This window comes from Actinopolyspora mortivallis DSM 44261, assembly GCF_000384035.1.
Taxonomy (GTDB): Bacteria; Actinomycetota; Actinomycetes; order Mycobacteriales; family Pseudonocardiaceae; genus Actinopolyspora; species Actinopolyspora mortivallis.
In genome coordinates this window covers 3,125,230-3,150,277 of the sequence record NZ_KB913024.1, presented here as the reverse complement: position 1 = coordinate 3,150,277, position 25,048 = coordinate 3,125,230, and the positions used below count along the sequence as shown (strand labels likewise).

The following is a 25,048-nucleotide window of genomic DNA, read 5'->3' as shown; positions in this document are numbered from 1 at the left end:
ACCACACGCTGTGGGGCGTCCCGCAACGACCGAACGGGAGTGCCCGATGGCTGTGAAACCACGCTCCACATGGCGATTACCGGCCCTGGCCGCCGGAACGGCGCTGTTCACCGGTCTGCTGGCCGCCCCGGCCACCGCCACGGACGGCGCCGCACCCGCGCGAGGCGTTCCTGCGGCGGAGGGCTCCGTGGCGGAGAGCGTCGCGGAGGACGGCGGACGCAAGGTCGGCTACTTCACCCAGTGGTCGATCTACGACCGCCAGTTCTACGTCAAGGACCTGGTCACCTCCGGAACGGCGGAGAAACTGACCCACATCAACTACGCGTTCGGCAACCTGGACTCCTCCGGGCAGTGCTTCACCGGAAACCAGGCGGGTGAGGCCGACGCGTGGGCCGACTACCAGAAGCGGTTCTCCGCGGCGAACTCCGTCGACGGGGTCGGTGACACCTGGGACCAGCCCCTGGCGGGCAACCTCAACCAGCTCAGAGAGCTCAAGGAGATGTACCCGCACCTCAAGGTCTACATCTCCCTCGGCGGCTGGTCGTGGTCCGACGACTTCCACACCGCCGCGGCCACCCCGCAGTCCCGTGCCCAGCACGTGGAGTCCTGCATCGACATGTGGCTGCGCGGCAACCTGCCCAAGATCGGAGGAGCTCCCCAGGGCGGGGAGGGCGTCGCCGAGGGCATCTTCGACGGGGTGGACATCGACTGGGAGTGGCCCGCCTCCGAGGGCGGTCCCGGAAACGTCGTGGACCCCGCCGACAAGGAGAACTACACCGCGCTGCTGCGCGAGTGGCGCGCCCAGCTCGACGACCTGGAGGCCGAGACCGGACGCGAGTACGACCTGACGGCCTTCCTGCCCGCCTCCCCCGCCAAGATCGACGCGGGCTTCGAGGTGAACAAGGTCTTCGACTCGCTGACCTTCGCCACCGTGCAGGGCTACGACCTGCACGGCGCCTACGAGGAGACCACCAACCACCAGTCCGCGCTGTACAGCCCGCAGGGTGACCCCTCACCGGAGAAATTCAGTATCGACCAGACCATGGACACCTACCTGGCGCGAGGTGCCCCGGCCGACGAACTGGTGCTCGGAGTGCCCTTCTACGGGCGCGGCTGGACCGGTGTCCCGGACCGCGACAACGGCCTCTTCCAGCCCTCGACCGGCCCGGCCCCGGCCACCTACGAGGACGGCTACGAGGACTACAAGGCCCTCAAGCAGCAGCGGGACCGCTACACCCTGCACCGGGACGAACAGGCCGGATTCGCCTGGCTGTTCGACGGCAACACCTTCTGGACCTTCGACGACCCGGTCGAGATCGCGCGCAAGATGGACTACGTCAACGACCATAGTCTCGGCGGAGCCATGATCTGGTCACTGGACGGGGACACCCCGGACGGTGAGCTCATGACCGCCATAGACCGCAACCTGAACTGACCCCGCACGCGCGGACTCCCACCGTGGCGGGATCCGCGTCGAGCCCCCGGCACATCGTCCCTCCGTGCCGGGGGCTTTCCCCTGTCGACAGGACGTCTCGCACGGAACTCACTCGGTGTAGGGACGCTGTTGACCCGCGCTTCGCGTTGCCGGTGGCGTCCGTTTCGCCTGCCTCATGTCAAGCTGTGCGTGTGCTATCACGACACAACATCCTCCGCGCGACCGCCCTCGCCGCGATAGTCGGAGGGACCGTCTACCGCAGTGTGCGCACCCTGCGGAAGGCGCGTTCCATCCTGCCGTTGGGGCAGGAGCCGTCGGAGACCGTGCTCCCCCCGACCGTCACCGTGGTGGTACCCGCCCGCAACGAGGAAGCGGTACTGGACGACTGCCTGCGGGGCATCCGGGGGCAGACCTACGGCTCCGTGCGGGGCAACGGTTCCCCCGCCCTGCGGGTGGTGGTCGTCGACGACGGATCCACCGACCGCACCGGCGAGATAGCCGAGCGGCACGCCGCCGAGGACCCGCGGGTGCGGGTGGTGCGCAGTGACGGCCCGCCGGCCGGGTGGAGCGGCAAGGTCCACGCGATGCACATCGGGGTGGAGGCGGCCGGAGAGCCCGAGGCGGGCGAGTGGCTGCTGTTCGTCGACGCCGACACCGTACTCGCTCCGGAGCTGCTGGGAAGGCTGCTCGGCACCGCCGAGGAGGCCGAGGCCGACCTGGTGTCCACACCCGGAGGGCCGCCCGAGAACAGCTCGGCGAGCTGGCCGGTGCTGATGCCGGCGGGACTGCAGATGATCGGGGAGAACGCCGACCCCATGGGGCGGGGCGGCAAGGCCTTCGCCATCGGACACTGCATCCTGATGCGCCGCTCGCACTACGAGAAGATCGGCGGATGGGAGGCGTTGTCCGGAAGGCGCAACGAGGACATCGCCATCGCCACGGCCGTGCGTGACCACGGCGGGATCACCAGGGTCGTCGAGGGGCTCTCGTACGTGACCACCAGCGGGATGGACCCCTTCCGACAGGGATGGGACTCCTTCCGCAAGAGCTTCGTCGCGGGCACCCACGGTTCGTTGCCCCTGCTGCTCGGGGCCGGTCTCGGACAGATCGCCCTCTGTCTGGCCTCCCCCGCGGTGCTGGTGTCGGGACTGCGGGGCGGAGACCCCACCCGGATCGCGCTGGGGGCGATCGGCTGGGGCGCCCAGAGTCTCGCCCACCTGCGTACGGCGCGGGTGATGCACGCCAACCCGGTGCTGGCTCCGCTCGCCCCGTTCACCAACGCCGTGTTCGGCGGTGTGTTGCTGCACGGTGCCGTGGAAGTGGCCCGGGGCGCGACGAGCTGGAAGGGCCGAGCGGCCCGGTTCTGAGAGCCGCGGGAACTCGGCAGTCGGTTTTCCGTGGCGCACGCCCCGGTCCGGGTCGCCGGGGAGGGGACGAGGTCACGAACCACGTCGAGATCGCGTTCTCGGAACGCGGGGCTCCGGGGGAAACGCGTTCCATAGTGGACACGGAACGCTTTTTCTTCGTCACTTTTCGTGTTTTGCGGTGTTCGTTTCCTCCGCGTTTGTCCGGTGCGCGCATCCGGGGCCACAGCACCCCGCGCGGTCCTCGCCCGACGGCTCGGGGAAGCTACGGGCCGCGACGCTCGCGCCGCATCCGTCGACGTCCGGTAGCGGAGATGGCACGAACGGGGCAACGGTGTGCCCGGAAATTTCCTGCTAACGGATCAGAACGAATCCCGGTTTCCTTGGTTAGTGTCCGGTGCTGAACCTCGTTCCGGCAGGGAACGAGCAGGATCGTTTCGGTCGAATCGTTTCGACTCGGGGGTTTTTCGGTTCTCACCGTTTCCCCGTACGCGTGTCCCGGAGGGAGGTGGATTTCCGTGGAGACGAAGACCGTGCACAACAATCCGGACGGTTCCGGAGGGAACGGACCCGTCGGCGTGCGGATCTCGCTGGCATGAGTCCGCGCGGATGGGGCGGGAGCCCGCCCCATCCGCCCACCTCTTCGAACCGGGAGACGACGGTGGAAATCACGCTGGTCAACATGCCGTGGGCCTCCCTGGAGTATCCTTCGCTGGCCTGCGGGATCCTCAAGTCCGCTGTGGAGTCCACCCCGGACGGTCCGTACTCCGTGCGGGTGCTGAACGCGAACCTGGACTTCTTCGACTGGCTGCACGAGCGCATGGGGCTGGGGGTACACGACTACGACTTCTTCTCCCTGGAGTCCTACTTCCAGGGCTGTGGGGACTGGGTCTTCTCCGCCGCGCTGTACGGGCACACGAGCTGGCGCGTGGCCGAGTTCCGGCGACGTCGCTCCCCGGAACTGCCCGCGGAACGGCTGGATCTGTGCGAACGTCTCCAACCCGGCGCGGCCGAGTGGATCGGGGAGTACGCCGCCGAGCTGGCCCGCACGTGTGGTCGGATCGTCGGGTTCACCACCACGTTCCAGCAGAACACCGCCTCGCTGGCCCTGGCGGCGGAACTGCGCAGACTGCGCCCCGACGTGCGGGTCGTGCTGGGCGGGGCGAACTGCGACGGAGCGCAGGGCGCCGCCTGGCACCGCAACTTCCGGTGTGTCGACTACGTGGTTCGTGGGGAGGGGGAGGTCGCCTTCCCCGGCCTGCTCGAACGGATGGACCAGGCGGAGGAACTGTCCGGAGTGCCGGGACTGTGCTGGCGTGACGACTCGGGACAGCCGGTCGTCAACCCCATGACCGCCACCCCGCTGGACCCCTCCCGGATCGTGGCCCCCGACTTCGACGGATATCCGGAACGCTTCGAGCGCAGCGCGGCCTCGGCGTGGGTGGAACCGAAACTCGTCCTGGAGGGGGCCCGGGGGTGCTGGTGGGGCGAGAAACACCACTGCACGTTCTGCGGGCTGAACGGTTCGTTCATGACCTTCCGCAGCAAGAGCCCGGAACGTTTCCACGAGGAACTGGTCACGCTGGCCGGACGACACCGGATGCTGGACGTGTACCTGGTGGACAACATCCTGGACATGGAGTACCTGCGCACACTGCTGCCCTGGATCGCCGACTCGGGACACGACTTCAGGATCCAGTGCGAGATCAAGTCCAACATGCGTTACGAGCAGCTGCGGGAACTCGTACGCGCCGGGGTGGTACAGGTACAGCCGGGCATCGAGAACCTGAGCTCGCGCGTGCTGGACATCATGAAGAAGGGCGTGGGCGGCTGTCAGAACGTGCGGATGCTGCGCGACGCCCGCTCGTTGGGGCTGACGGTGATGTGGAACTTCCTGTACGGGTTCCCCGGCGAGAAGGAGGAGGACTACCTTCCGCTGTTGAGCCAGTTCCCCGCCCTGGCCCACCTGCCCCCCATGGACGGCGCGAGCCGCATAGCCCTGGAGAGGTTCAGCCCGTACTTCAACGTTCCCGAGCTGGGGTTCCCGGAACGCTCCCCAGACGAGCAGTACGCCATCACCTACGACCTGCCCCCGGAGGAGCTGGCCGAACTCGCCTACCTGTTCGAGACACCTCCGGCGGGCATCGGCGGACAGGTGGAGCGGGAGCTGCTGCACGCGGTGCGGGAGTGGTCGCGGGCCCACTCGCGCAGCTGGCTGAAGTACGTGGACTCGGGCGAGGAGATCGTGGTCCTCGGTGACCGGCCCGGTTTCCCCGAGACGGAGCTGGTGCTCACGGGCTCCTTCGAGACGGAGCTCTTCCGCACCCTCGCCCGTCCGCGTTCGACGGACTACCTGAGACGCCGTTTCGGGCAGGACGCGAAGTTGACCACCAAGCTCGACGAATGGGCGGCCTCCGGGCTCGTGTTCACCGAGTCCGGCGAGTACGTGCACGTGGTCGCCGAGGACAACAACCAGGAACTGCTTCAGCTTCGCTGATCCGCCGACTTCCCGGAGGGTGTACGTGAGGGTTCTGCTGCGCGAGTCCGCGAGTTCCTCGGTGGCCGTCAGGTCGCTCGGTACCGAGGTGGTGGGCAGCGATCCGGTCACCCAGGCCGCCGAGTTGTTCGGGGCGGGGGTGCGCGGTGTGGTCGTCCGGGATCCCGTCCGTCTCGGCGGGGGAGCCGATCCCGCTCCGCTGACGCTGCTCCGTGAACTCGGCGCCTGGGGGGTCTCCTGCCGGTGGGAACTGCGCGTCGAGGAGACGGGTTTCGACTGGACGGTGCTGTCCCATCTTCCTCCGCCGCAGCGGGCCTCGGGGGCGGTCCGGGTGGACGTCACCACCTGGGCCGAGTCCTGGTTCCCGTGTCGATGCGTCCAGCGGGAGGGACCGGGTTTCCTCCAGATCCGGGACAGGAGGGGCGCGGCCATGGAATGCTACACGGTGAGTGATCCGGAGCTCGTCCGTGCGGCGCGCCTGCTGGCGGACGGAGCCGCCCCGAGCGGGGTCGCTTCCGAGGCGCGGGAGCGGTTCGCGGCCGGTGGGCTCCTCGTGCGGCTGGGCTCCCTGGAGTGGTGGGCCCCCGCGCGGGTCCGTCGCTGGCCGGTACCGGCGATGGCGGTGTGACCCACCGTCCGTCGTGAGTAGTGCGGAAGGCGTGAAACGGTGAGCGGTGCCCCGGAGGATCTCGCGGAGCGACCTGTTCACGGAGTGCGTGGGGAACCGTTCCGACGGTTGCTGACCACCTGGACAGCCACGTCGGTGGCCGACGGAGTGCGTGCCGCCGCCCTGCCGTTGTACGCGGCGGTCAGTACCCGTGACCCGGTGTCCGTCTCGGCCGTGGCCGCGGCCGAGGTGGTGCCGTGGCTGCTGATCGCGCTGCCCGCCGGGGCGTTGGTCGACCGGATGCGGTGTCGCGGCACGCTGGTGGCGGCGCACTCCTTCCGCGCCGTGGTGACCCTGCTGCTGGTGTGGTTCGTCCACAGTGGCCAAGCGGGAACGTTCGTACTGCTCGGCTGCGCGTTCCTGCTCAGCAGCGCGGAGACGTTCGCCGACTCGGCGACGCAGTCCCTGCTGGTCTCGGCAGCCGGTGAGCGGGAACTGGAACGGGCCAACGGACGTTTCGTGGGGGCGGAGACGATCGGGGTGGAGATAGCCGGCCCGTTGGCGGCGGCGGGGCTGTTCGCCTGGCGGCCCGAGCTGTGTTTCGCGGTGACCGCGCTGGCCTTCGGTTTCGCCGCGGTGTGGATACTGCGGGTCTCACCCGAGGTCGAACCGGTACGCACGGCGGAAAGGCGTTCGATGGCCGGGGAGATCCGCCAGGGGGCGGTTTTCGTGCTGAGCAGTTCCGGGCTGCGCGCCGTGGTGGGCACGGTGGGATTGGTGGCGCTGCTGACCAGCGCCGTCAACGCCATCGCGGTGTTGTTCGTGTTGGAGTCCCTCGGGCTCGCCCCCTCGACGGTGCCCACGCTGCTGGTGTGCACCGCGGCCGGCACGCTGGTGGCCTCGCGGACGACGGCGGGGCTGTCCGCCCGTTTCGGCGGGGCGACGGTGATGACCGGGGCGCTGCTCGTGCTGGCCGGGGGAGTCGCCGCGCTGGAACTGGTGCGGTTGCCCGGCGCCGCGTGGGGCGCCTACTTCGTCATGGGACTCGGGGCCGGAACGTGGAACGTGCTGTCCTCGGCCAACCGCCAGCGGCTGACTCCGGGGCCGATGATGGGGCGGGTCACCAGCGCCTACCGGGTCTTCGCCTGGGGGTTGATGCCCTTGGGGGCGGCGGCGGCCGGTCCGCTGGCCGAGGTCACCTCCCCGGCCACGGTGATCGTGGTGGCGGCGTTGTTGATCGCCGTGGTCGCCGCGCTCTGCGCTCCCGTGCTACGCAGGTCCCTGCCCTGATCGTGTCCGAACGGTCCGCCGGGGCGGGGCCCGCAACTACTCCTCCATGAGGGTGGCCGCCACGGTGGCTCCCAGTTCCCAGCACGCCTCCAGCGTCTCCCGCTCGGGTTGGCCCGTGGCGTCCACCGGTTCGGCGGCCTGCTTCCATCCCAGACCGGTGGTGATGGAACGGATCGCCCTGAACGCGCCCTCGGTGCCCTCGTTGCCGTGCACGTAGCAGCCGAACGGCCTGCCGCCGGTGGCGTCCAGACACGGGTAGTAGACCCGGTCGAAGAAGTCCTTGAGCGCACCGGAGATGTACCCGAGGTTGGCCGGGGTCCCGAGCAGGTAGCCGTCGGCGGTGAGCACGTCGTTGGCCGTGGCGGCCAGCGCAGGTTTGCGCACCACCTCGACACCCTCGATCTCGTCGGTGGTGGCACCTTCCACCACCTTCTCGAACATGGCCTGCATCCCCGGCGAGGGAGTGTGGTGGACGATCAGCAGAGTTGACACGGTCCCGAGGATGCCCGGCGGCGACCTCGGGGTGCAACGGGACCCGTGCCACGCGGCACCGGCGCGGGCCCGCTCACCCCGCGACCAGCGCGCGCACCTCCGGGTCGAGCGCGGACATCCGTGCTCTGGCCCGTCGCCGGGAGGAGGTCAGCTCCGTCTCGGAAGCCGGGGAGGCGACCGGCTCCGTCGTCTGCAGGTAGCACTTGAGTTTCGGCTCGGTGCCCGAGGGGCGCAGCACCACCCGCAGTCCCGCCGAGCCCTCGGTACTTCGCAGCACCAGCACGTCGGCCTCGGGAAGCAGGTCGCGCGTGTGCACCGGGGTCCCGGCCAGTTCCCGGGGCGGGTCGTCCCGGAGTCGTCGCATCACCTCGGCGGTTTCGGAGATCCGCCCCACCCGCACGGACAACTGCGCGGTCTCGTGCACCCCGTGCCGCCTCTCCAGCTCGTCCAGCCGGTCCAGCAGGGACAGTCCACGTGACCCGAGGGTGGCAGCCAGGTCGCACGCCAGCACCGCCGTGGACAGGCCGTCCTTGTCCCGCACCCACTCCGGGTCCACACAGTGCCCCAGGGCCTCCTCGTAGGCGTAGACCAGTCCGGTGGCCGCTCCGTCACCCGCGCGCATCAGCCACTTGAACCCGGTCAGCGTCTCGTCGTACCGGACACCGTGCTCGGCGGCGATCGCCGCGAGCATCGTCGAGGAGACGATGGTGGTGGCCACCAGCGGGTCGCGCTTTTCCGGCCCCAGCCCGGCGAGCACGTGCTCACCCAGCAGCACGCCGGTCTCGTCCCCGCTCAGCATCCGCCACCGCCCGTTCGGCTCCCGCACCCCGAGGGCACACCGGTCGGCGTCCGGGTCGAGCGCTACCGCCAGGTCGGCCTCGATCCGGCTGGCCAGCTCCAGCACGGCGTCGGTGGTTCCCGGTTCCTCCGGGTTCGGGAACCGCACGGTCGGAAACTCGGGGTCGGGCTCGCGCTGTTCGGCGACGAGGTGCACGTCGGTGAAACCCGCCAGGTGCAGCGCGTACCGCAGTGGTTCCGCCCCCACACCGTGCAGGGCGGTCGCGGCCACCCGCAGCTCGCGGACGTCTCCCCGCGGCAGCGTCTCCACCCGGGCCAGGTAGTCGTTGAGCGCCCGGTCGTAGTAGCTCCAGCCGGAGGAGCGCTCGACCTCACGTGCCGGACCGACCGTGGCGATCCGCTGCTCGATCTCCTCGTCGAACGGGGAGACCAGGGGAACCCCACCGGCGAGGTAGACCTTGTAGCCGTTGTCCGTGGGAGGGTTGTGTGAGGCGGTGATCTGCACCCCGGCCACCGCCCCCTGGGAACGGGTGGCGAAGGCCAGCACGGGGGTGGGAAGCGCCTCGGGCAGCATCAGCACCCGGAAACCCGCCGCGGCGAACACCTCGGCCGTGTCCTCGGCGAACCTCGGGGACCCGTGGCGGGCGTCGTGGCCGACCACCACGGTGCCCGGGCCCGCGCGCTCGGCCAGCCAGGCGGCCAGTCCGGCCGTGGCGCGTACCACCACGGCACGATTCATCCCGTTCGGACCGGCACGCACCGGTGCCCGTATTCCGGCCGTGCCGAAGCCCGCAGGTCCGGCCATACGGGCACGGAGTTCGGTGAGGGCCCGTTCGTCCTCGGACTCGGCCGTCTCCAGCAGTTCCCGCAGCTCCGCACGGTCCTGTTCGTCGACGTCCTCGTCGGCCCAGCGCAGCGTGTTCTCGCGCAGCTCGGCTTCCATCGTCATGGGGAGATCGCCCTTCGTCCGACAGGCGGCACGGCCGGAATCAGGCCCGTTCCGCGAGGGAACGCAGCAGTCCTCCCATCCGGGAGGCGGAGGCCCGTCCGGCCTCCAGGACCTCCTGGTGGTTCAACGGCTCCCCGGTCATACCGGCGGCGAGGTTGGTGACCAGGGAGAGACCGAACACCTCGGCTCCGGCCGCGCGTGCGGCTATCGCCTCCTGCACGGTGGACATGCCGACCAGGTCGGCCCCGAGGGTGCGCAGCATCCCGATCTCGGCCGGGGTCTCGAAGTGCGGGCCGGGCATACAGGCGTAGACCCCCTCGGCGAGGGAAGGGTCGATCTCGCGGGCGATCGCACGCAGCCGTTGTGCGTACAGGTCGGTGAGATCGACGAAACGCGCCCCCACCAGCGGAGACCGGCCGGTCATGTTCAGGTGGTCGCGGACCAGCACCGGCTGGCCCACGCTCATGTCCGGGCGCAGCCCTCCCGCGGCGTTCGTGAGCACCACGGTCCGGCAGCCCGCGGCCGCGGCCGTGCGTACACCGTGGACCACCTTGTCCACCCCGCGCCCCTCGTAGAGGTGGGTTCTGCCGAGCAACACCAGCACACGCTTGTCGGCGATCGGCACGGAGCGCACCCTGCCGGTGTGTCCGACGGCCCCGGGGGCTTCGAAACCGGGCAGTTCGGACATGTCCAGTTCGGTCTCGGCTGCGCCGAGCTCCTCGGCGGCGGGCTGCCACCCGGATCCGAGCACCACCGCCAGGTCGTGTCGAGCGACGCCGGTGAGCTCCGCGAGCACGCCCGCCGCGCTGCCGGCCACCGCCGTCGGGTCGGGGGTCTCCGATGCTGTGGAAGAAGTCACGGTGGGCAGCCTAACGAACGATCCGGCGTGGGGCCCGCGGCTCACCCGACCGTCGGGTTCACAGCGCCCGGAAACCCGATACGATCCGTTCCTGGAGCGTTCGAGCCTGGTCCCGCCGTGGTGCCGTCACTCGGACGATCCACAGGTCGCCCTCATGGATGATCAGGTTCGCCACGGTGAAGCGCCGGAGCGGATCCGACTCCGGATCGCGCACCCCGTACGAGGTGGTGCGGTACACCAGTCTCCATCGGAGTCCCCTCTGTGGTGAGTGGTTCGACTCGTGGGAGAGCACACGCAGTTCCCCGTAGGGCGTGTCGTACTTCTTCCGCAGGGCGTCCAGGTACTCTTTCTGGGTGTAGCCCCGTGGGTAGTAGTCGCCGAAGCGTTGGACGGCGACCTCCTGCCTGCCGTCCGGGGAGACGTGGCGTTCGGTCATGCTTCTGGTGGGCGGTCCCTGGCTGTAGTCCCGGAAGGACGGCCATTCGACGGGCACGGGCACCCGGTAGCTTCCCCCACCCCCGTCTCCCCGGTGCGTGAGTCGCCCCTTGAGTAGCCGCAACGACACCGACTCCGGGCTCGTGGAATTTCGCTCCGGGGTGTTCTCCGGCAGCGGCGGACGGTCGGTGAGGATCCTGGTTGTCAGGAAGGCCCCACCCGCCGAGCCGAGGAACACCACCAGCGCCCCGACGGCGAGCAGCGCGATCCCCAGCCGGGAACGTCTCCGTCGAGGGGCGGGGGAGGGGGTGAACGGCAGCGGCCCCGGGTCCGCCGCCAGTGGTGCGGGCTCCTGCTCCCCCTCCGAGGCTCCGGAACCTTCGGCCCCTCCGGAGGCGTGTTCGGCGGCGGAGTCCCGACTGCCCGCCGGTTCCGCCTCCGTGGAGCCGGAATCCGCCGAGCTCTCGTCAGCGGTCGGGGCCCCGGGCTCCGAGAGTTCGACCACCGGGGTGCGTTCGGTGGCCGGTTCGTCCGGGAGCAGGTGCGCGAACGGTTCCGCCCCCGGCTCGGGCAGCAGGGGCTGCACGTGTCTGCGCACCTCCCGCAGCGACATCCTGCGCTGGGGGTCCTTGACCATCAGTCCGGAGACGACCTCGGCCACCGGTCCGCCTCTCGTGGGGGCGGGCACGGGACCGTGCACCACCGCGGTGATGGTCTCCACCGGGTTGTCGTCACTGTCGTAGGGAGGTCTTCCCTCAGCGGCCGCGAACAGGGTCGCTCCCAGTCCCCACAGGTCGGCGGCCGAGGTGACCTGCTCCCCCGCGGCCACCTCGGGGGCGATGAACGCCGGGGTGCCCAGCATGATCCCGGTTCTGGTGAGGGTCGGTTCGGCGATGTTGCGGGAGATGCCGAAGTCGCTGAGCTTGACGAGTCCGTGGGAGGACAACAACACGTTGCCCGGTTTCACGTCCCGATGGACCACCCCGGAGCGGTGCGCGGTGTCCAGAGCCGCGGCCACCGCGTCGGCCACCACGGCCAGCTGCCGGTCGTCGAGAGGCCCTTCTTCGCGGACGATGTCGGCCAGACTCCGCGAGGGGACCAGCTCCATGACGACGAAGGGTTCCTCGCCTTCGCGGGCGACGTCGTAGAGCGTGACCACGTTCGGATGGGTGACCACGGCTATCGCCCGGGCCTCCCGCAGGGTGCGTTCCCGTATCTCGTCGGCCTCCTCGTCGGGAATCCCCTTGGGGAGGCGCACCGCCTTGACGGCGACAGGCCTACGCAGCAGCTCGTCCGTACCGGACCATACGGAGCCCATGGCACCGCCACCGATCCTGGTGTGCAACCGGTAGCGGCCGCCGATCAGACGGCCTGCCACGGGCTCGTCGGGTTCGGGCTCAACGTCTGGCACACCCGTATTGTCCATCAACCGGCAGACGTCCCGTCGCACATGGGCAGTGGCCTCACCGGCGACGCCGTCGTCCGGCTCCGGCGGGATAGGGGTGTTAACAGGGGTGAACTTTCTTACCCGCCCCGTTCGTCCCTTTCCGGCGAACCCCGCTGCGCGACGACCGTGTGCTGGCACAACGGCTCCCGCGCCGGGACAGCCCCGGTGTTCCGACACGCGGGATCGGCGGGTGGGGGCCTCCCGTGGCGGATAGGTTGGACACCGATCGGGATATTCCGGTGCGTTCCGGACGGTCGAACTCCTTCCCACCGGCGGGTCCGCCCGCCCGGAAACCGGAAGGTGGGCAGCGGGAGCGCGACACGCCGGAACGGGGCTCGTCGTGGTGAGTCCGTCCCGGGTGACGAACAATCCCGGATGTCCGTACCGCAAGGAGCCGCACGGGGGAGGTGTTCGTGCTCGTACTGGTGGCCGCACACCTGTTCGCGGCGCTGGTGCTGCCCGCGGCGAGCCGTCGGCACACCCGTGTCGCGTTCGCGGTGGCCGCGCTTCTCCCCACGGCGGCGCTGTGCTGGGCGCTCGCCCACACCGCCCCGGCGTTGGCGGGCCGTCCTCCGGAGGAGTCGGTCGTCTGGTCGGCCCCGTTGTCCCTGGAGTTCGCCTTCCGCCTGGACGCGCTGGCCCTGACGATGACGCTGCTCGTCTCGGGAGTCGGGGCTCTGGTGCTGCTGTACTCGGGCCGCTACTTCGAACCGGGTGGTGGCGACGCCGCACGGTCGGCTCCGCTGCTGTTGGCCTTCGCGGGCGTGATGCTCGGGCTGGTGTGGTCGGACGACCTGCTCGCGATCTACGTGTTCTGGGAACTGACCACAATCTGCTCGTTCCTGCTGGTCGGACAGTCCGGTGTGAGCAGAAGCTCCCGCAGGGCCTCCCTGCAGGCCCTGCTGGTCACCGCCCTGGGCGGGTTGGTGATGCTGCTCGGTTTCATCGTGCTGGGCGAGGCCGGAGGCACCTACCGGGTGTCCGAACTGGCCCAGCAACCACCCACCGGCGCACCGGCGGCGGTGGCCACCGGCCTGATCCTGGTGGGAGTGTTCACCAAGTCCGCGCAGCTGCCCTTCCACAACTGGCTGCCCGCGGCGATGGTGGCGCCCACGCCGATCAGCACCTACCTGCACGCCGCCTCCATGGTCAAGGCGGGGGTCTTCCTGCTGGCGAGGCTGGCACCGGTGCTGGGCGAGGTGGGGTTCCTGCCCGCCACCACGGCCGTGTTCGGGATCGCCACGATGCTCGTGGGTGGTTGGCGGGCCCTGCGCGAGTACGACCTGAAGCTGCTGCTGGCCTACGGAACGGTCAGCCAGCTCGGCTTCCTGACCGTGCTGGCCGGTGCGGCGACCCCGCTGGGCGCGCTGTCCGTCGCCGCGATGCTGCTGGCCCACGGCCTGTTCAAGGCCACGCTGTTCCTCGTGGTGGGCACTGTGGACCACCAGACGGGTTCCCGGGACCTGCGGGAACTGTCCGGGGTGGCCGGCAGACTCCCCCTGGTGACGACCGTGGCCGTGCTCGCGGCCCTGTCCATGGCCGGCCTGCCCCCGACCGTGGGCTTCGTGGCCAAGGAGGCCGCCTTCGAGACCTTCCTCGGTGGGGAGGGAGGATTCCTCGTCGGGATCGGACTGGTCCTCGGCTCGGTGCTGACCGTGGCCTACAGCGCCCGGCTGCTCTGGGGAGGCTTCGCCGGCAAACCGGGAGTTCCCACCAGCACGGCTTCCGCGGCGCCGGTCGGGCTGTGGCTGCCCGCCGCGGTGACCGCCTGCGGGGGGCTCGTCCTGGGAATCGCCTACCCGGTGATCGACGTGCTGGCCGCCGGCTACGCGGAGCAGACCTTCGGCCACCCCGCCGAGTACCACCTCGCCCTCTGGCACGGGTTCACCCCGCCGCTGTGGTTCTCCGTGCTCACCCTGCTCGGAGGACTGACGCTGTTCCTGCTCAACGACAGGGTGCTCGGACTCCGCGAGCTGCTGCCCGCGCGCCTGCCGGACGCCCAGCGCGGTTACGAGCGGGTCATGGGGGGACTGGAACGGCTGGCGGTCGGGGTGACCGGACGGGTGCAGGTGGGGTCCCTGCCCACCTACCTCGCGATCATCCTGCTCACGGTGCTGCTGGTTCCCGGGATGGTGATGGCGTTCCGGGACACCCCGGTCGAACAGCTCCGGGGCTGGGACAAGGTGCTCCAGGTTCCGCTGGCCCTGGTGATCCTGATCGCGGCGGCCGGGGTGGTACGCGCCACGCGCAGGATGACCGCGGTGCTGCTCGTGGGGGTGATCGGTTACGGCATCGGCGGCATGTTCGTGGTCGGGGGAGGCCCCGACCTGGCGCTGGCCCAGTTCCTCGTCGAGACGCTGACCCTGGTGGCCTTCGTGCTGGTGCTGCGCCGACTGCCCGCCAGGTTCACCGAGACCGCGTCCTCCCCGGGGGTGCAGCTGCCGAAGGTGCTGCTCTCCGTGGCCGGGGGTGTTTTCGTGGCCTTCTCCGCGCTGGTGTTCAGCTCGGCCAGGGACACCCCGTCGGTGGTCAGTCAGGAGTACCTGCGACGCGCGGAGGAGGAGGCCTCGGCGACCAACGTGGTCAACGCGATCATCGTGGACTTCCGGGCCTTCGACACGGTCGGGGAGATCTCCGTGCTCGCCGTGGCGGCCACCGGAGTGGCCAGTCTGGTGCTCACCGCGCGGAGCGCACGTCGTCGCCGGAGACGCCCGGCGGACCGGACGAGCACCCCGGCCGCCTCAGCCGGAAGCGTGACCGGCGGAAGTGACCCGGAGGTGGCCGAATGACCGAACACCGACCCGGTTCGTGGGATCCGGCGTCCACGGAACCGTGGTTCCGCTCGGACGCCCCGGCCGAGCGATGGCTGTTGCCCGGCTACAGCCGCGACACCAGGGAACGGACCATCCTGCTCGAACTGCTGGTGCGGGTGGCGTTTCCCACCGTGTTCGTCTTCTCGATCTACCTGCTCTTCGCGGGGCACTACCGGGCGGGCGGAGGGTTCAGCGGTGGCCTGGTGGCCGGGCAGGCCTTCGTGCTCCGCTATCTCGCGGGCGGGCGTGTGGACGACAGCTCCCCCTTTTCCATACGGCCTCCCGTGCTGATCGGGGTGGGGCTGACCATCGCGGTGCTCACCGGTTTCGTGCCCGTGCTGTTCGGGGCGGCGGTGCTGGGCAGCGGTGCGGTCACGCTCACGGTCCCGGTGCTGGGCAAGGTCAAGCTGGTCAGCAGTCTGCTGTTGGACGTGGGGGTGTATCTGCTGCTCGTCGGCGTGGTGCTGGAGCTGCTGCGGACGTTGGGCTCCGGAATCGAGGCGGACATGGCCGCCGGAGAAGGGAGACGCCGATGACCACCGTGAACCTGACGATGGCCGTCGTGCTCGGAGGGTTGTACGCGGCCGGTTTCTACCTGCTGTTGCAGCGCTCCCTGATGCGTGTGCTGCTGGGGATCGTGGTGCTCGGCCACGGTGCCAACCTGCTGTTGCAGCTCGCCGGGGGAGCGCGGGCGGGTCGCCCGCCGATGCTGGGGGAGAGCCCGCTGTCGGAGATGTCCGATCCCTTCCCCCAGGCGATGGCGTTGACGGCCATCGTCATCACCTTCGCGTTGACCACCTTCCTGCTCGCGCTGGCCTACCGGGGGTGGGTGTTGCTCGGGCATGACGAGGTGCAGGACGACGTGGAGGACCGCCGGATCAGGAGACTGGAGAGCAGGTTGGCCGAGGAGGGCGTCGAGGAGGCCGAACGGGAGTTGGAGTCGGAGGCCACCCGGTGAGTGTCCTGGTCGCGGTTCCGGTGTTGCTCCCGCTGGGCGCGGCGGGGCTGTCGATGGCGTTCGGACGTTTCGCCGACATCCAGCGTTGGCTGGGCCTGCTGGTGCTCGGTGTGATCGTGGTGGACGCGGCGGTGCTGCTCCACGTCGCCGACGTGCACGGTCCGGTGGTGCTGCACCTGGGCGGCTGGCGCGCGCCGGTGGGCATCGCCCTGGTGGCCGACCGACTGGCCGCCCTGCTGTTGCTGGTCAGTGTGATCGTGATGTTCTCCGTGCTGCTCTACTCGATCGGGCAGCGCATCACCGACTACGGGCGCGGAACGGCGAGCACCACCTTCCACCCGATCTACCTGGTGCTGTGCGCGGGAGTGTCCCTGGCCTATCTCACGGGGGACCTGTTCAACCTCTTCGTGGCCTTCGAGATCATGCTGGCCTCCTCCTATGTGCTGATCACCAGGAGAACCACGGCCAACCGGGTCCGGGCCGGGATGACCTACACGATAGTCAGCCTGTCCTCCTCGGTGCTCTTCCTGACGCTGATCGGGCTGGTCTACGCCGCCACGGGCACGGTGAACCTCGCCGATCTCGCGGAGCGGACGGACCAGCTCCCTCCGGGACCGGCGACCGCGCTCGCGCTGTTGATGGTCATCGTGTTCGGGGTCAAGTCGGCCATGGTGCCGCTGCACTTCTGGCTTCCGGACAGCTATCCCAACGCCCCGGCCCCGATCACCGCGATCTTCGCCGCGCTGCTGACCAAGGTCGGTATCTACGCGATGATCCGTACCCAGATCCTGGTTTTCGAACGGGAACCGAGCTGGCCGCTGATGCTGATGTTCGCGCTGGCCACGATGCTCGTCGGCGCGTTGGGGGCGCTGGCGCAGAACGACCTCAACCGGCTGCTGTCCTTCCTGCTGGTCAGCCACATCGGGTTCATGCTGTTCGGCCTCGGGGTCTACGACGTGGCCGGCCTGACCGGGGTGATCCTCTACATCGTGCACCACATCACGGTGCAGGCGACGCTGTTTTTGGTCAGCGGTCTGGTCACGCGCTATACCGGCACGGTGGCGCTGAGCAGGATGGGAGGTCTGGCCGGGATCTCCCCGTTGGTGGCGGTGCTGTTCGCCGTGCCCGCGCTCAGCCTCGCCGGTGTTCCCCCCTTCTCGGGATTCGTCGCGAAACTGGCGCTGCTGCGTTCCGGGATCGAGCTCGGCACCTCCTGGGGCTATGCGGTCACCGCGGGGGCGGTGCTGACCAGTCTGCTCACGCTCTATGCGGTGGCGCGGGTGTGGACCAGGGTGTTCTGGGGGAAGCGACGGGAACCGGAGGGCGATCCCGACCACTCCGACGAGCTCGTCGTCGGAACGGGCGACACTTCCCAGGGGATGGTCTATGCCACCGGGGTGCTGGTGGGGGCCACCGTGCTGGTCGCCGTGCTGGCGGGTCCTCTCTCCGCCGTGAGCGAGCGCGCCGCGATCGACCTGCTCAGCGGGCAGGCCTACCGCAGCGCGGTGCTGGGAGGTGGCTCCGGTGGCTGAACACGCGATCCCGCCCCGGAACTCCCGCCCGGGCGGGGAACACGTCGTCAGCGCAGGACACCCCCTGCGGCGGTTGGTGCGCAGAATTCCGCTGCTGGCGTGGTTGGTGCTGGTGTGGCTGCTGCTGTGGGGTACCTACGATCTCGGGACGACGCTCTTCGGGGTGCTGGTGGGAGTGCTCGTGACGGGATTCTTCCCCGCTCCGCCGATAGTCACCGACATCAGGTTGCGTCCCTGGGGGATCGTGCGTCTGGTGATGCGGCTGGCGTGGGACCTGGTCGTTTCCACCGCCCGGGTGTCCTGGCACGCGGTGGCTCAGGGGCCCCGGGCGCGCGCGGCCATCGTGGAGGTGAGACTGGTCACCGACTCCGACCACCTGATGGCGATGGTGGCGAACGCGGTGTCGTTGGCCCCGGGGAACTTCGTGTTGCAGTTGGACCGGGCGAACAGGATCTGTTACGTCTACGCGCTCGGCTGTGGTCGGGACGCTTCCGAACGGGTGCGTCGTGAGGTGCTCGCCTGGGAACGCAGCGTGGTTCGCGCGGTCGGTACCGCCGAGCAGCTGCGTCTGGTGGAGCGCACCCACCGTGGTGTGGAGGTGGACTGATGGGTGTGGTGTTCGCGGTGGTCTTCGGGCTGCTGTGCCTCGCGGCGCTGTTGACTCTGGTCCGACTGCTGTGGGGAGCCACCAGTCTGGACCGCATCGTGGCCCTGGACGTGTTCGTCACCCTGATCGTCGCCGCCACCTGCGTCGGGATGGGGATGAACCGGGACGGTTCGAATATCGCGCTGGCGGCGGCTTTCGCGCTGCTGGCGTTCATCGGCTCGGTCAGCGCGGCCCGTCTGGTGGAGAAGAAGGAGTCGCACCGATGAGTTGGGTGGACCTGTTCTCGGGGATATGTTTGATAACGGGTGCGGCGTCCTGCCTGTTCGGTGCTATAGGATTGCTCACTTTTCCCGACGTGGCCGCGCGACTACAGGCGGCTACGAAACCGCAAACTCTCGGATTGATCCTGATACTGATCGGCAGTGCGGTGCGGTTGGAAGCGCGTGACGCTTCCGGGCTCATTCTTGTGGGATTGTTTCAGGCGCTGACGGCGCCGGTTTTGGCGCAACTGGTGGGACGTGCCGCCTATCGGGCGGGTAGTGTTCGGGAGGAAACACTGGACGTTGATCACCTCGCGCACCGGATCGAGCGGGAACGTCGGCGCGGTTTGTGAGCGACGACATTTCCGTGTTTCAACTGCGTATCATTTGGCTGCGGTGTTTCACATTCGAAGGAAGAGTGTTTACCGTGGTTCGCTGTGACATGCGGTTCGCACTGGGGTAGCCACGTTCGTGGCCGAACGCGTCCGTTGCGATCTTTGGTTGCTTGCGGCGCAGTCGGCAATTGCGTCGACACTGTGCGCTGGAAAGGTGACGTACGGTAATGAAACAGTACCTGAAAGAGCACACGAATCCGCCGGTCTTCCTGACCTCGGCGGTCGTGGTGGTGGCTTTCGTGCTCTGGGGCGTGCTCGCTCCGGACAATCTCGACGAGGTCGCCGGCAACGTCAACAGCTTCATCACGACGAACTTCGGGTGGCTCTACATCCTCTCGGCCACCTTCTTCGTGGTCTTCGTGCTGGCGATCATGTTCAGCCGCTTCGGAACGATCCGCCTCGGCCCGCCTGAGTCACGGCCGGAATACAGCAACCTCGCCTGGTTCGCGATGCTGTTCACCGCCGGTATGGGTATCGGGCTGGTGTTCTACGCGGTGAGCGAACCGATCACGCACTTCACCGGTCCGCCGGTCGGGGAACCCGGTACGCCGGAGTCCGCCCAGCGCGCGATGAACTTCACGTTCTACCACTGGGGGCTGCACCCGTGGGCCATCTACATCGTCCTCGGGCTGGCGCTGGGCTACTTCGCCTTCCGCAAGGGACTGCCGCTGCGTCCCTCCGCGGCCTTCTACCCGTTGATCGGTGAGTGGGTTCACCGCTGGCCGGGTTACATCGTGGACGTGCTGGCGGTGTTCGGCACGCTGTTCGGTCTGGCCACCTCGCTGGGGCTGGGTGGAAGCCAGGTCGGTGCCGGGCTGAACGCGGTGTTCGGTGTGGAGAACACCACCATGTTGCAGGTCATCCTGATCCTGGCGATCACGGCGATCGCCGTGGTCTCGGTGATGCTGGGCATCGACAAGGGCATCCGGAACCTGTCACTGATCAACCTGTGGCTGGCGTTCATCCTGATGCTGTTCGTGTTCTTCTTCGGGAACTCCCTGAACCTGTTGAACATGATCGCCAGCAACGTGGGCTACTACCTCCAGCACCTGCCGGAGATGAGCTTCCAGACCTTCCCGAACAACGGCAACGGCACCGCCCAGGAGTGGCAGGCCGGCTGGACGTTGTTCTACTGGGGCTGGTGGATCGCCTGGTCGCCCTTCGTGGGCATGTTCATCGCCCGCATCTCCTACGGGCGCACCATCCGCAACTTCATCGCCGGTGCGCTGTTCGCGCCGGTGGGTGCCTCCTTCGTGTGGCTGAGCGTCTTCGGCAACACCGCGCTGAGCCACCTGCTGGGCAGCGCTGATCCCACCAGCGGGGAGCTCGCCGAGGCGAGTTCGAACACGGCGATGTTCCGGCTGCTGGAACAGCTTCCGGTGGCCTCGATCGTGGCCACACTGGCCTCGGTGTTGGCCATCATCGTGGTGGTGCTGTTCTTCGCCACCTCCTCGGACTCCGGTTCGTTGGTGGTCGACATCCTCACCAACGGCGGTGACCCCAACCCGAAGTGGCAGCAGCGGTTGTTCTGGGCGATCTCCGAGGGTGTGATCGCCTGCGTGCTGCTCGCCGTCGGTGCCCTGTCCGGCACGAACGCGCTGAGCGCGTTGCAGACCGCCTCCATCGTCACCGGATTGCCGTTCTGCATCGTGCTGCTGCTGCTGTGTGTGAGCCTCGTCAAGGCGCTCAACCAGGAAAGACCCAACCTGGTGACCCAGCGTGAGCCCAGTCCGCTTCCGGGGCTGCGCACGAGTTCCGCGCGGGCCGTGGCCGGAACCGGAGCACGCGGCGGTGACTCCGAGGGGGCCGAGGAGACCGTGCGGGAGTGACCGCCTCCGAGCGGAGGAGTCCTTCGTGACTCCCCGGTGGACGGTTGCCGTGACCGTCCACACCCGTCGACACGGTGGGGTCCGGTGCAGCACCGGACCCCACCTTTTTGTGTTTCCTCCGAAAGGAGGGGCTGTCATGGTGTTCGGTCTCCGTTTCGGGTCTTTTCGCGATTGATCCGTTACTCTTGGTGCTTATTGTGCGTCGACGGTCACTCCTAGGCGTGACTTCTTGTGGAGGCGTGGTGTCAGCCATGCGAGATACCCCGACACCGGACGAGACGGTCCGGCGCCGTGCCCGGCCGCGGGCGAGTTCTCCCGTCGGCCCCCTGCTCCGCCCGCTCCTGTCCGGACTGGTGCTCACCTGGTGCGCGTTGTTCCCGGCCGCGGCAGCGGCCGAGCCTCATCCCGCGGAGCCGCCGCGGGTCCCGACCGTGCCCGTGGAGCGCTCCGCCGCGAGCGCCGAACAGAAGCGTGTGATCGGTGTCTCCGAGAGCACGGACGGTCGCGAGTCTCCGGAGACCGTCCCGTACGCGGAGGAGGCCCCGGAGAACTCCTCCGAGGGGGACCGGCGCTACGTCATCGGCGCGGTCGGCGTGGGACTGGTGGTGCTGGTGTTGTTCGTGCGCAGACAGCGGGGCAAGGAGTCCATGGTGACGCGGTGGCGCAAACGCAGCTGAGTGCCTCGTCGCCTGGTTCGCCGTGGTGGATACCACCGGCGGTGGCGTGGGTAACAGAACTCGCGGTCTGTTTTGTGTGAATTTTCCGTCACGTGGACTAGACCTGAAGAAAAACGTGTGGGAGCTTCACAGTCGACGGAACGTGTGGTGACCCACGGACGCCTGAGTTCCGTCGGTCACCATTCGACTTCGGGCCCAGGCCCGGAGATGTGGGTCGGCACCGGGAAGCCCCCCGACCGGTGCCGATCCACCCGATCCCGCGCGGAGCCGGTGGGTGCCGCTCGGCGCCCACCGGAGTTCGGTCGCCGCGAATTCCTCCTCCCGTTCGGCGCTCGGATCGTACCGGTGAGCTATCCGGTGTTTTCCCGAACCGGCCACGCCCGCCCTGGTGGTGCACTATGGGCGACAAATGAGAACCGATTCCCCGCACTCTCCCGAATTCCACGGTGGGCGGTCCCACGACGGGCGCCCCGAACCGCCGACCTCCGCCGAACACTGGCGTCGGGCGGTGTCGCGTCATCGTGACCGGCTGCTCGGCATCTCGCACGAGCTGCACGCGCATCCGGAAACGAGCTTCGTCGAGCACCGTGGCGCGGAGCTGCTCGTCACGGCACTGGCCGAGTACGGCTTCCGCACGACCGCCCCGGTGGCCGAGCTGGAAACCGCCTTCACCGCCGAGTACGGATCCGGTGAGTTCGTCGTCGGGCTGTGCGCCGAGTACGACGCCCTCCCCGAGGTCGGGCACGCCTGTGGACACAACATCATCGCCGCGGCCTCGGTGGGAGCGGCGCTGGCGCTGGCCGAGTACGCCGAGGAACTGGGGATCACCGTCCGGGTGCTCGGCACCCCCGCCGAGGAGACCGGCGGCGGCAAGATCCACATGCTGGAGCGGGGCTTGTTCGACCCGCTGGCCGTGGCGCTGATGGTGCATCCGGGACCGGTCGAGGTGTGCTCCCCCCGTTCGTTGGCGATCACCGACCTGCGCGTGTACTACACCGGACGTTCCGCGCACGCGGCGGCGGCTCCGGAACTCGGGGTGAACGCGGCGGACGCGGCGACGGTCGCGCAGGTGGCCGTGGGGCTGCGGCGCCAGCATCTGGAGAGCGAGCAGATGGTGCACGGGATCGTGACCGACGGGGGAGCGGCACCGAACATCGTTCCCGAGCGGAGTTGTCTGGAGTACAACCTCCGGGCGGCCGACCGGGAGTCCCTCGATCGCCTGGAACACCGGATTCGGGCCTGCTTCGAGGCGGGAGCCACCGCCACCGGCTGTTCCGTGGAGGTCGTGCGGCTCTCCCCGGTCTACACCCAGCTCGACACCGACGAGTGGCTCACCGAGACCTACCGTGCCGTGGCCCGGGAACTGGGACGGGACGTGGCCGAGCGGGAGGGGGAACGGGAGGGCGTCATCGGCAGCACCGACATGGGCAACGTGAGTGCCCGGGTCCCCTCGGTACACCCGATGATCGCGCTGGAGTGCGGGGAAGCGGTCAATCACCAGGCTGAATTCGCGGCGGCCTGCGTGTCGGACTCGGCGGATCGGGCCGTGCTCGACGGCGCGGCGGCGTTGGCGTGCACGGCGGCGCGGACGGTCGCCCATCCCGAGCAGCGCGAGCGTCTGCTGTCGGCCGCCGCGGATCGAACCACTTCCCCGGTCCGGCGGTCGCCGGACCGGCTCTCCGATGCTGGAGGCGTCTCGTGACCGCGTTGGATTCTCGTGGACCGGACACCCACGGTAGCCGTTCCGTGCTCGACACGGCCGATTCGGTCGCCGGTGCGCTCGACGACACCGGATCGGTGCGGCGGGAGTCCGTGTCCACCGCGCCGGAACCCGGTCGAGAGGAGAGCATGGGGGGCGTGCGCTCCGGCGTGACGGACCTCGGTGCCGGCCGTGGGCCCGGATGGTTGGACGAGTGGCTCGCGGCCAATGCCGAACGTGTCGTGGAGTGGCGCAGGAAGCTGCACTCCGAGCCGGAACTGTCCCGTTCCGAGCACCGCACGACCGCGTGGCTCGCCGAGCGGCTCACCGCACTGGGGCTGCGCCCTCGCGTGCTGCCGGTCGGCACCGGCCTGGTCTGTGACCTGGACAACGGGGCGGACAGCGACCGTACGGTGGCGTTGCGAGCCGACATCGACGCGCTTCCGTTGACGGAGACGAGCGGGGTGCCCTTCGCCTCGAACGAGGCTGGGGTGGCCCACTGCTGCGGTCACGACGCGCACACCGCGATCCTGCTGGGCGTGGCCTCGGCCCTGACCACGGCCCCCCGGCTTCCGGGCCGGGTACGGCTGATCTTCCAACCGGCCGAGGAGGTCATGCCCGGTGGAGCGTTGGACGTGCTGGCCGCAGGCGGGCTCGACGGTGTGGAACGCGTCTTCGGGCTGCACTGCGACCCGCGGCTGCCGGTCGGCACGGTGGGCACGCGGATCGGTGCGTTGACCTCGGCCAGTGACCTGCTCGAAATCCGGCTGGACTCTCCGGGTGGACACACCTCCCGGCCGCACCTGACCGGGGATCTGGTGCACGCGTTGGGAACGCTGATCACCGGTCTGCCGACCCTGCTCTCCCGCCGAGTGGATCCGCGTACCGGCACGGTGCTCGCCTGGGGAGCGGTGCACGCGGGCCAGGCCGCCAACGCCATTCCCAGGGAGGGGACGCTGCGTGGCACGCTGCGCACCGGGGACCGGGACACGTGGGCCGAGCTGGGGCCACTGGTGCGTGAGCTGGTCCAGGGGTTGTTGTCCCCGTTGGGGGTGGAGTTCGACCTACAGCACCGGCGCGGGGTTCCGCCGGTGGTCAACGACACCGAGAGCACCCGGCTGATGCGGGCCGCCGTGGGGGAGGCGCTCGGTGAGCAGGCGCAGAGTGGGACTCCCCAGTCCTCGGGTGGTGAGGACTTCGGATGGTACCTGGAGCACGTCTCCGGATCCTTCGCACGCCTGGGGGTGGCCGGGGAACACACCCGCAGTACGGATCTGCACCAGCCCGACTTCGAGCTGGACGAGCGCGCGCTGCCCGTGGGGGTACGCACCATGGTGCACACCGCCCTGGCCGCCCTCGGCCGGTAGCGCGAGCACCCCGGAGAAGAACTCACCCGTTCGGGATGTATCCGTGGCGGGGGCCTCGCCCTCCCTACGGGTATGGGACGAACGGAACGGAACCGAGCCGAGTCCACGCTCCGCCGGCGGATGGGTGGCGCCTCGACCCACGCCGAGGCGTGCCGCCGCCTGGGAGGACGGGAGGAACTACGCCGTGCGCTGTCCACGGGAACGCTGGTGAACCTCTGGCCGGGAGTGGTCGTCCCGGCCGAGGAGGTGGACGATCCGACCACGAGGGCGCGGGCCGCTCTGCTGCGGGCCGGTCCCGAGGCCGTGTTGTCCGGCCTGACCGCCCTGGCGGTGCACGGGTGCCGGGCCGCGCTCTCCCGCGTCACGTACGTGACGGTCCCGTACCACCGGCAGGTGCGTCGTGCCCCCGGGCTGGTGGTGCGTCAGAACGGCGTTCGGGAGGGCGAGGTGGTGGAGCTCGACGGGTTGCCCACACAGGTGCTCGACCTGGCGCTGACCGAGGTGCTGTGCACGGTCGAGGAGCAGCGTGCGGTGAGCTGTCTGCGTCAGGTCGCGTCCCTGCCGTCGGGCACGGAGGGGCTGTGGGCCCTGGTGGAGCAGCGACTCCGCGTGCGGCGGGACCGTCGGGGGACACGGCGGGCGCGTGCCCTGTTGCGGACCGTTCCCGGGGGGCTCCGCCGCCCCGCCCGGTCGGCGGAGCACCCCGGCTCCTCCCGCTGAGGACGTTCCCGCCGTGGC

Annotated in this window: 21 protein-coding genes; 17 read left to right on the top strand and 4 right to left on the bottom strand. The window is 69.4% G+C overall.

Annotation, left to right across the window (positions count from 1 at the left end; translation table 11 throughout):
* Positions 1-46 precede the first annotated feature (46 nt).
* The 5 genes from ACTMO_RS0114830 (at position 47) to ACTMO_RS0114805 (ending at position 7,193) form a co-directional block, all read left to right on the top strand.
* The gene (locus ACTMO_RS0114830) at positions 47-1,435 is read left to right on the top strand and encodes a glycoside hydrolase family 18 protein (protein WP_019855474.1); all 1,389 of its coding nucleotides are present in this window, start codon (positions 47-49) and stop codon (positions 1,433-1,435) included.
* Between the two features lie 191 nt (positions 1,436-1,626).
* Positions 1,627-2,802 carry a glycosyltransferase family 2 protein gene (locus ACTMO_RS0114825; RefSeq protein WP_245556196.1) on the top strand — a complete coding sequence of 392 codons (1,176 nt, stop codon included), beginning with the start codon at positions 1,627-1,629 and terminating at the stop codon, positions 2,800-2,802.
* A 658-nt stretch (positions 2,803-3,460) separates the two neighbouring features.
* Positions 3,461-5,296, top strand: a complete 1,836-nt coding sequence (locus ACTMO_RS0114815; protein ID WP_019855472.1) for a RiPP maturation radical SAM C-methyltransferase — start codon at positions 3,461-3,463, stop codon at positions 5,294-5,296.
* A gap of 25 nt (positions 5,297-5,321) precedes the next feature.
* Positions 5,322-5,924 carry a DUF5825 family protein gene (locus ACTMO_RS21180; RefSeq protein WP_019855471.1) on the top strand — a complete coding sequence of 201 codons (603 nt, stop codon included), beginning with the start codon at positions 5,322-5,324 and terminating at the stop codon, positions 5,922-5,924.
* A gap of 39 nt (positions 5,925-5,963) precedes the next feature.
* Positions 5,964-7,193 carry an MFS transporter gene (locus tag ACTMO_RS0114805; protein ID WP_084792149.1) on the top strand — a complete coding sequence of 410 codons (1,230 nt, stop codon included), beginning with the start codon at positions 5,964-5,966 and terminating at the stop codon, positions 7,191-7,193.
* Positions 7,194-7,229: 36 nt separating this feature from the next.
* Here ACTMO_RS0114805 and ACTMO_RS0114800 read toward each other — a convergent pair whose 3' ends face one another.
* The 4 genes from ACTMO_RS0114800 to ACTMO_RS0114785 all read right to left on the bottom strand — a co-directional run bounded on the left by ACTMO_RS0114800 (position 7,230) and on the right by ACTMO_RS0114785 (position 12,137).
* On the bottom strand, positions 7,230-7,685 hold the full coding sequence (locus ACTMO_RS0114800; protein WP_019855469.1) for a flavodoxin family protein: 456 nt from the start codon (positions 7,683-7,685) through the stop codon (positions 7,230-7,232).
* Between the two features lie 73 nt (positions 7,686-7,758).
* A complete protein-coding gene (locus ACTMO_RS0114795) occupies positions 7,759-9,432 on the bottom strand; it encodes a phospho-sugar mutase (RefSeq protein WP_019855468.1) in 1,674 nt (557 codons plus the stop codon).
* A 40-nt stretch (positions 9,433-9,472) separates the two neighbouring features.
* Positions 9,473-10,249: a purine-nucleoside phosphorylase gene (locus tag ACTMO_RS0114790; RefSeq protein ID WP_019855467.1), complete on the bottom strand. Its 777-nt coding sequence runs from the start codon at positions 10,247-10,249 to the stop codon at positions 9,473-9,475.
* 100 nt (positions 10,250-10,349) lie between these two features.
* Positions 10,350-12,137, bottom strand: coding sequence for a serine/threonine-protein kinase (locus ACTMO_RS0114785; protein WP_245556194.1), 1,788 nt, complete (start codon positions 12,135-12,137; stop codon positions 10,350-10,352).
* Between the two features lie 449 nt (positions 12,138-12,586).
* Between ACTMO_RS0114785 and mbhE the strand changes: the two genes are divergently transcribed.
* The 12 genes from mbhE (at position 12,587) to ACTMO_RS21175 (ending at position 25,030) form a co-directional block, all read left to right on the top strand.
* Positions 12,587-14,962, top strand: a complete 2,376-nt coding sequence (mbhE, locus tag ACTMO_RS0114780; protein ID WP_019855465.1) for a hydrogen gas-evolving membrane-bound hydrogenase subunit E — start codon at positions 12,587-12,589, stop codon at positions 14,960-14,962.
* Positions 14,959-15,522, top strand: coding sequence for an MnhB domain-containing protein (locus ACTMO_RS0114775; RefSeq protein ID WP_019855464.1), 564 nt, complete (start codon positions 14,959-14,961; stop codon positions 15,520-15,522). The genes mbhE and ACTMO_RS0114775 overlap by 4 nt, the downstream gene beginning before the upstream one ends.
* Entirely contained in the window at positions 15,519-15,944 is a 426-nt protein-coding gene (locus ACTMO_RS0114770) for a Na(+)/H(+) antiporter subunit C (RefSeq protein WP_019855463.1), read from the top strand. Before ACTMO_RS0114775 ends, ACTMO_RS0114770 begins: the two co-directional genes overlap by 4 nt.
* On the top strand, positions 15,941-17,476 hold the full coding sequence (locus ACTMO_RS0114765) for a Na+/H+ antiporter subunit D (RefSeq protein WP_019855462.1): 1,536 nt from the start codon (positions 15,941-15,943) through the stop codon (positions 17,474-17,476). The genes ACTMO_RS0114770 and ACTMO_RS0114765 overlap by 4 nt, the downstream gene beginning before the upstream one ends.
* The gene (locus tag ACTMO_RS0114760) at positions 17,469-18,083 is read left to right on the top strand and encodes a Na+/H+ antiporter subunit E (RefSeq protein WP_019855461.1); all 615 of its coding nucleotides are present in this window, start codon (positions 17,469-17,471) and stop codon (positions 18,081-18,083) included. The genes ACTMO_RS0114765 and ACTMO_RS0114760 overlap by 8 nt, the downstream gene beginning before the upstream one ends.
* Positions 18,083-18,349: an MrpF/PhaF family protein gene (locus tag ACTMO_RS0114755; RefSeq protein ID WP_019855460.1), complete on the top strand. Its 267-nt coding sequence runs from the start codon at positions 18,083-18,085 to the stop codon at positions 18,347-18,349. The genes ACTMO_RS0114760 and ACTMO_RS0114755 overlap by 1 nt, the downstream gene beginning before the upstream one ends.
* Entirely contained in the window at positions 18,346-18,696 is a 351-nt protein-coding gene (mnhG, locus tag ACTMO_RS0114750) for a monovalent cation/H(+) antiporter subunit G (RefSeq protein ID WP_019855459.1), read from the top strand. Before ACTMO_RS0114755 ends, mnhG begins: the two co-directional genes overlap by 4 nt.
* Positions 18,697-18,905: 209 nt before the next feature.
* A complete protein-coding gene (locus tag ACTMO_RS0114745; RefSeq protein ID WP_019855458.1) occupies positions 18,906-20,567 on the top strand; it encodes a BCCT family transporter in 1,662 nt (553 codons plus the stop codon).
* 251 nt (positions 20,568-20,818) lie between these two features.
* Positions 20,819-21,244: a hypothetical protein gene (locus ACTMO_RS0114740; protein ID WP_019855457.1), complete on the top strand. Its 426-nt coding sequence runs from the start codon at positions 20,819-20,821 to the stop codon at positions 21,242-21,244.
* Between the two features lie 409 nt (positions 21,245-21,653).
* Positions 21,654-22,946 (top strand): M20 family metallopeptidase, encoded by a 1,293-nt coding sequence (locus ACTMO_RS0114735; RefSeq protein ID WP_019855456.1) that lies wholly within the window; start codon positions 21,654-21,656, stop codon positions 22,944-22,946.
* Complete coding sequence (locus ACTMO_RS0114730) at positions 22,943-24,310, top strand: amidohydrolase (protein ID WP_019855455.1); 1,368 nt, start codon at positions 22,943-22,945, stop codon at positions 24,308-24,310. Before ACTMO_RS0114735 ends, ACTMO_RS0114730 begins: the two co-directional genes overlap by 4 nt.
* Positions 24,311-24,430: 120 nt before the next feature.
* Positions 24,431-25,030, top strand: a complete 600-nt coding sequence (locus ACTMO_RS21175) for a hypothetical protein (protein WP_211212968.1) — start codon at positions 24,431-24,433, stop codon at positions 25,028-25,030.
* The last annotated feature ends 18 nt before the right edge of the window (positions 25,031-25,048 follow it).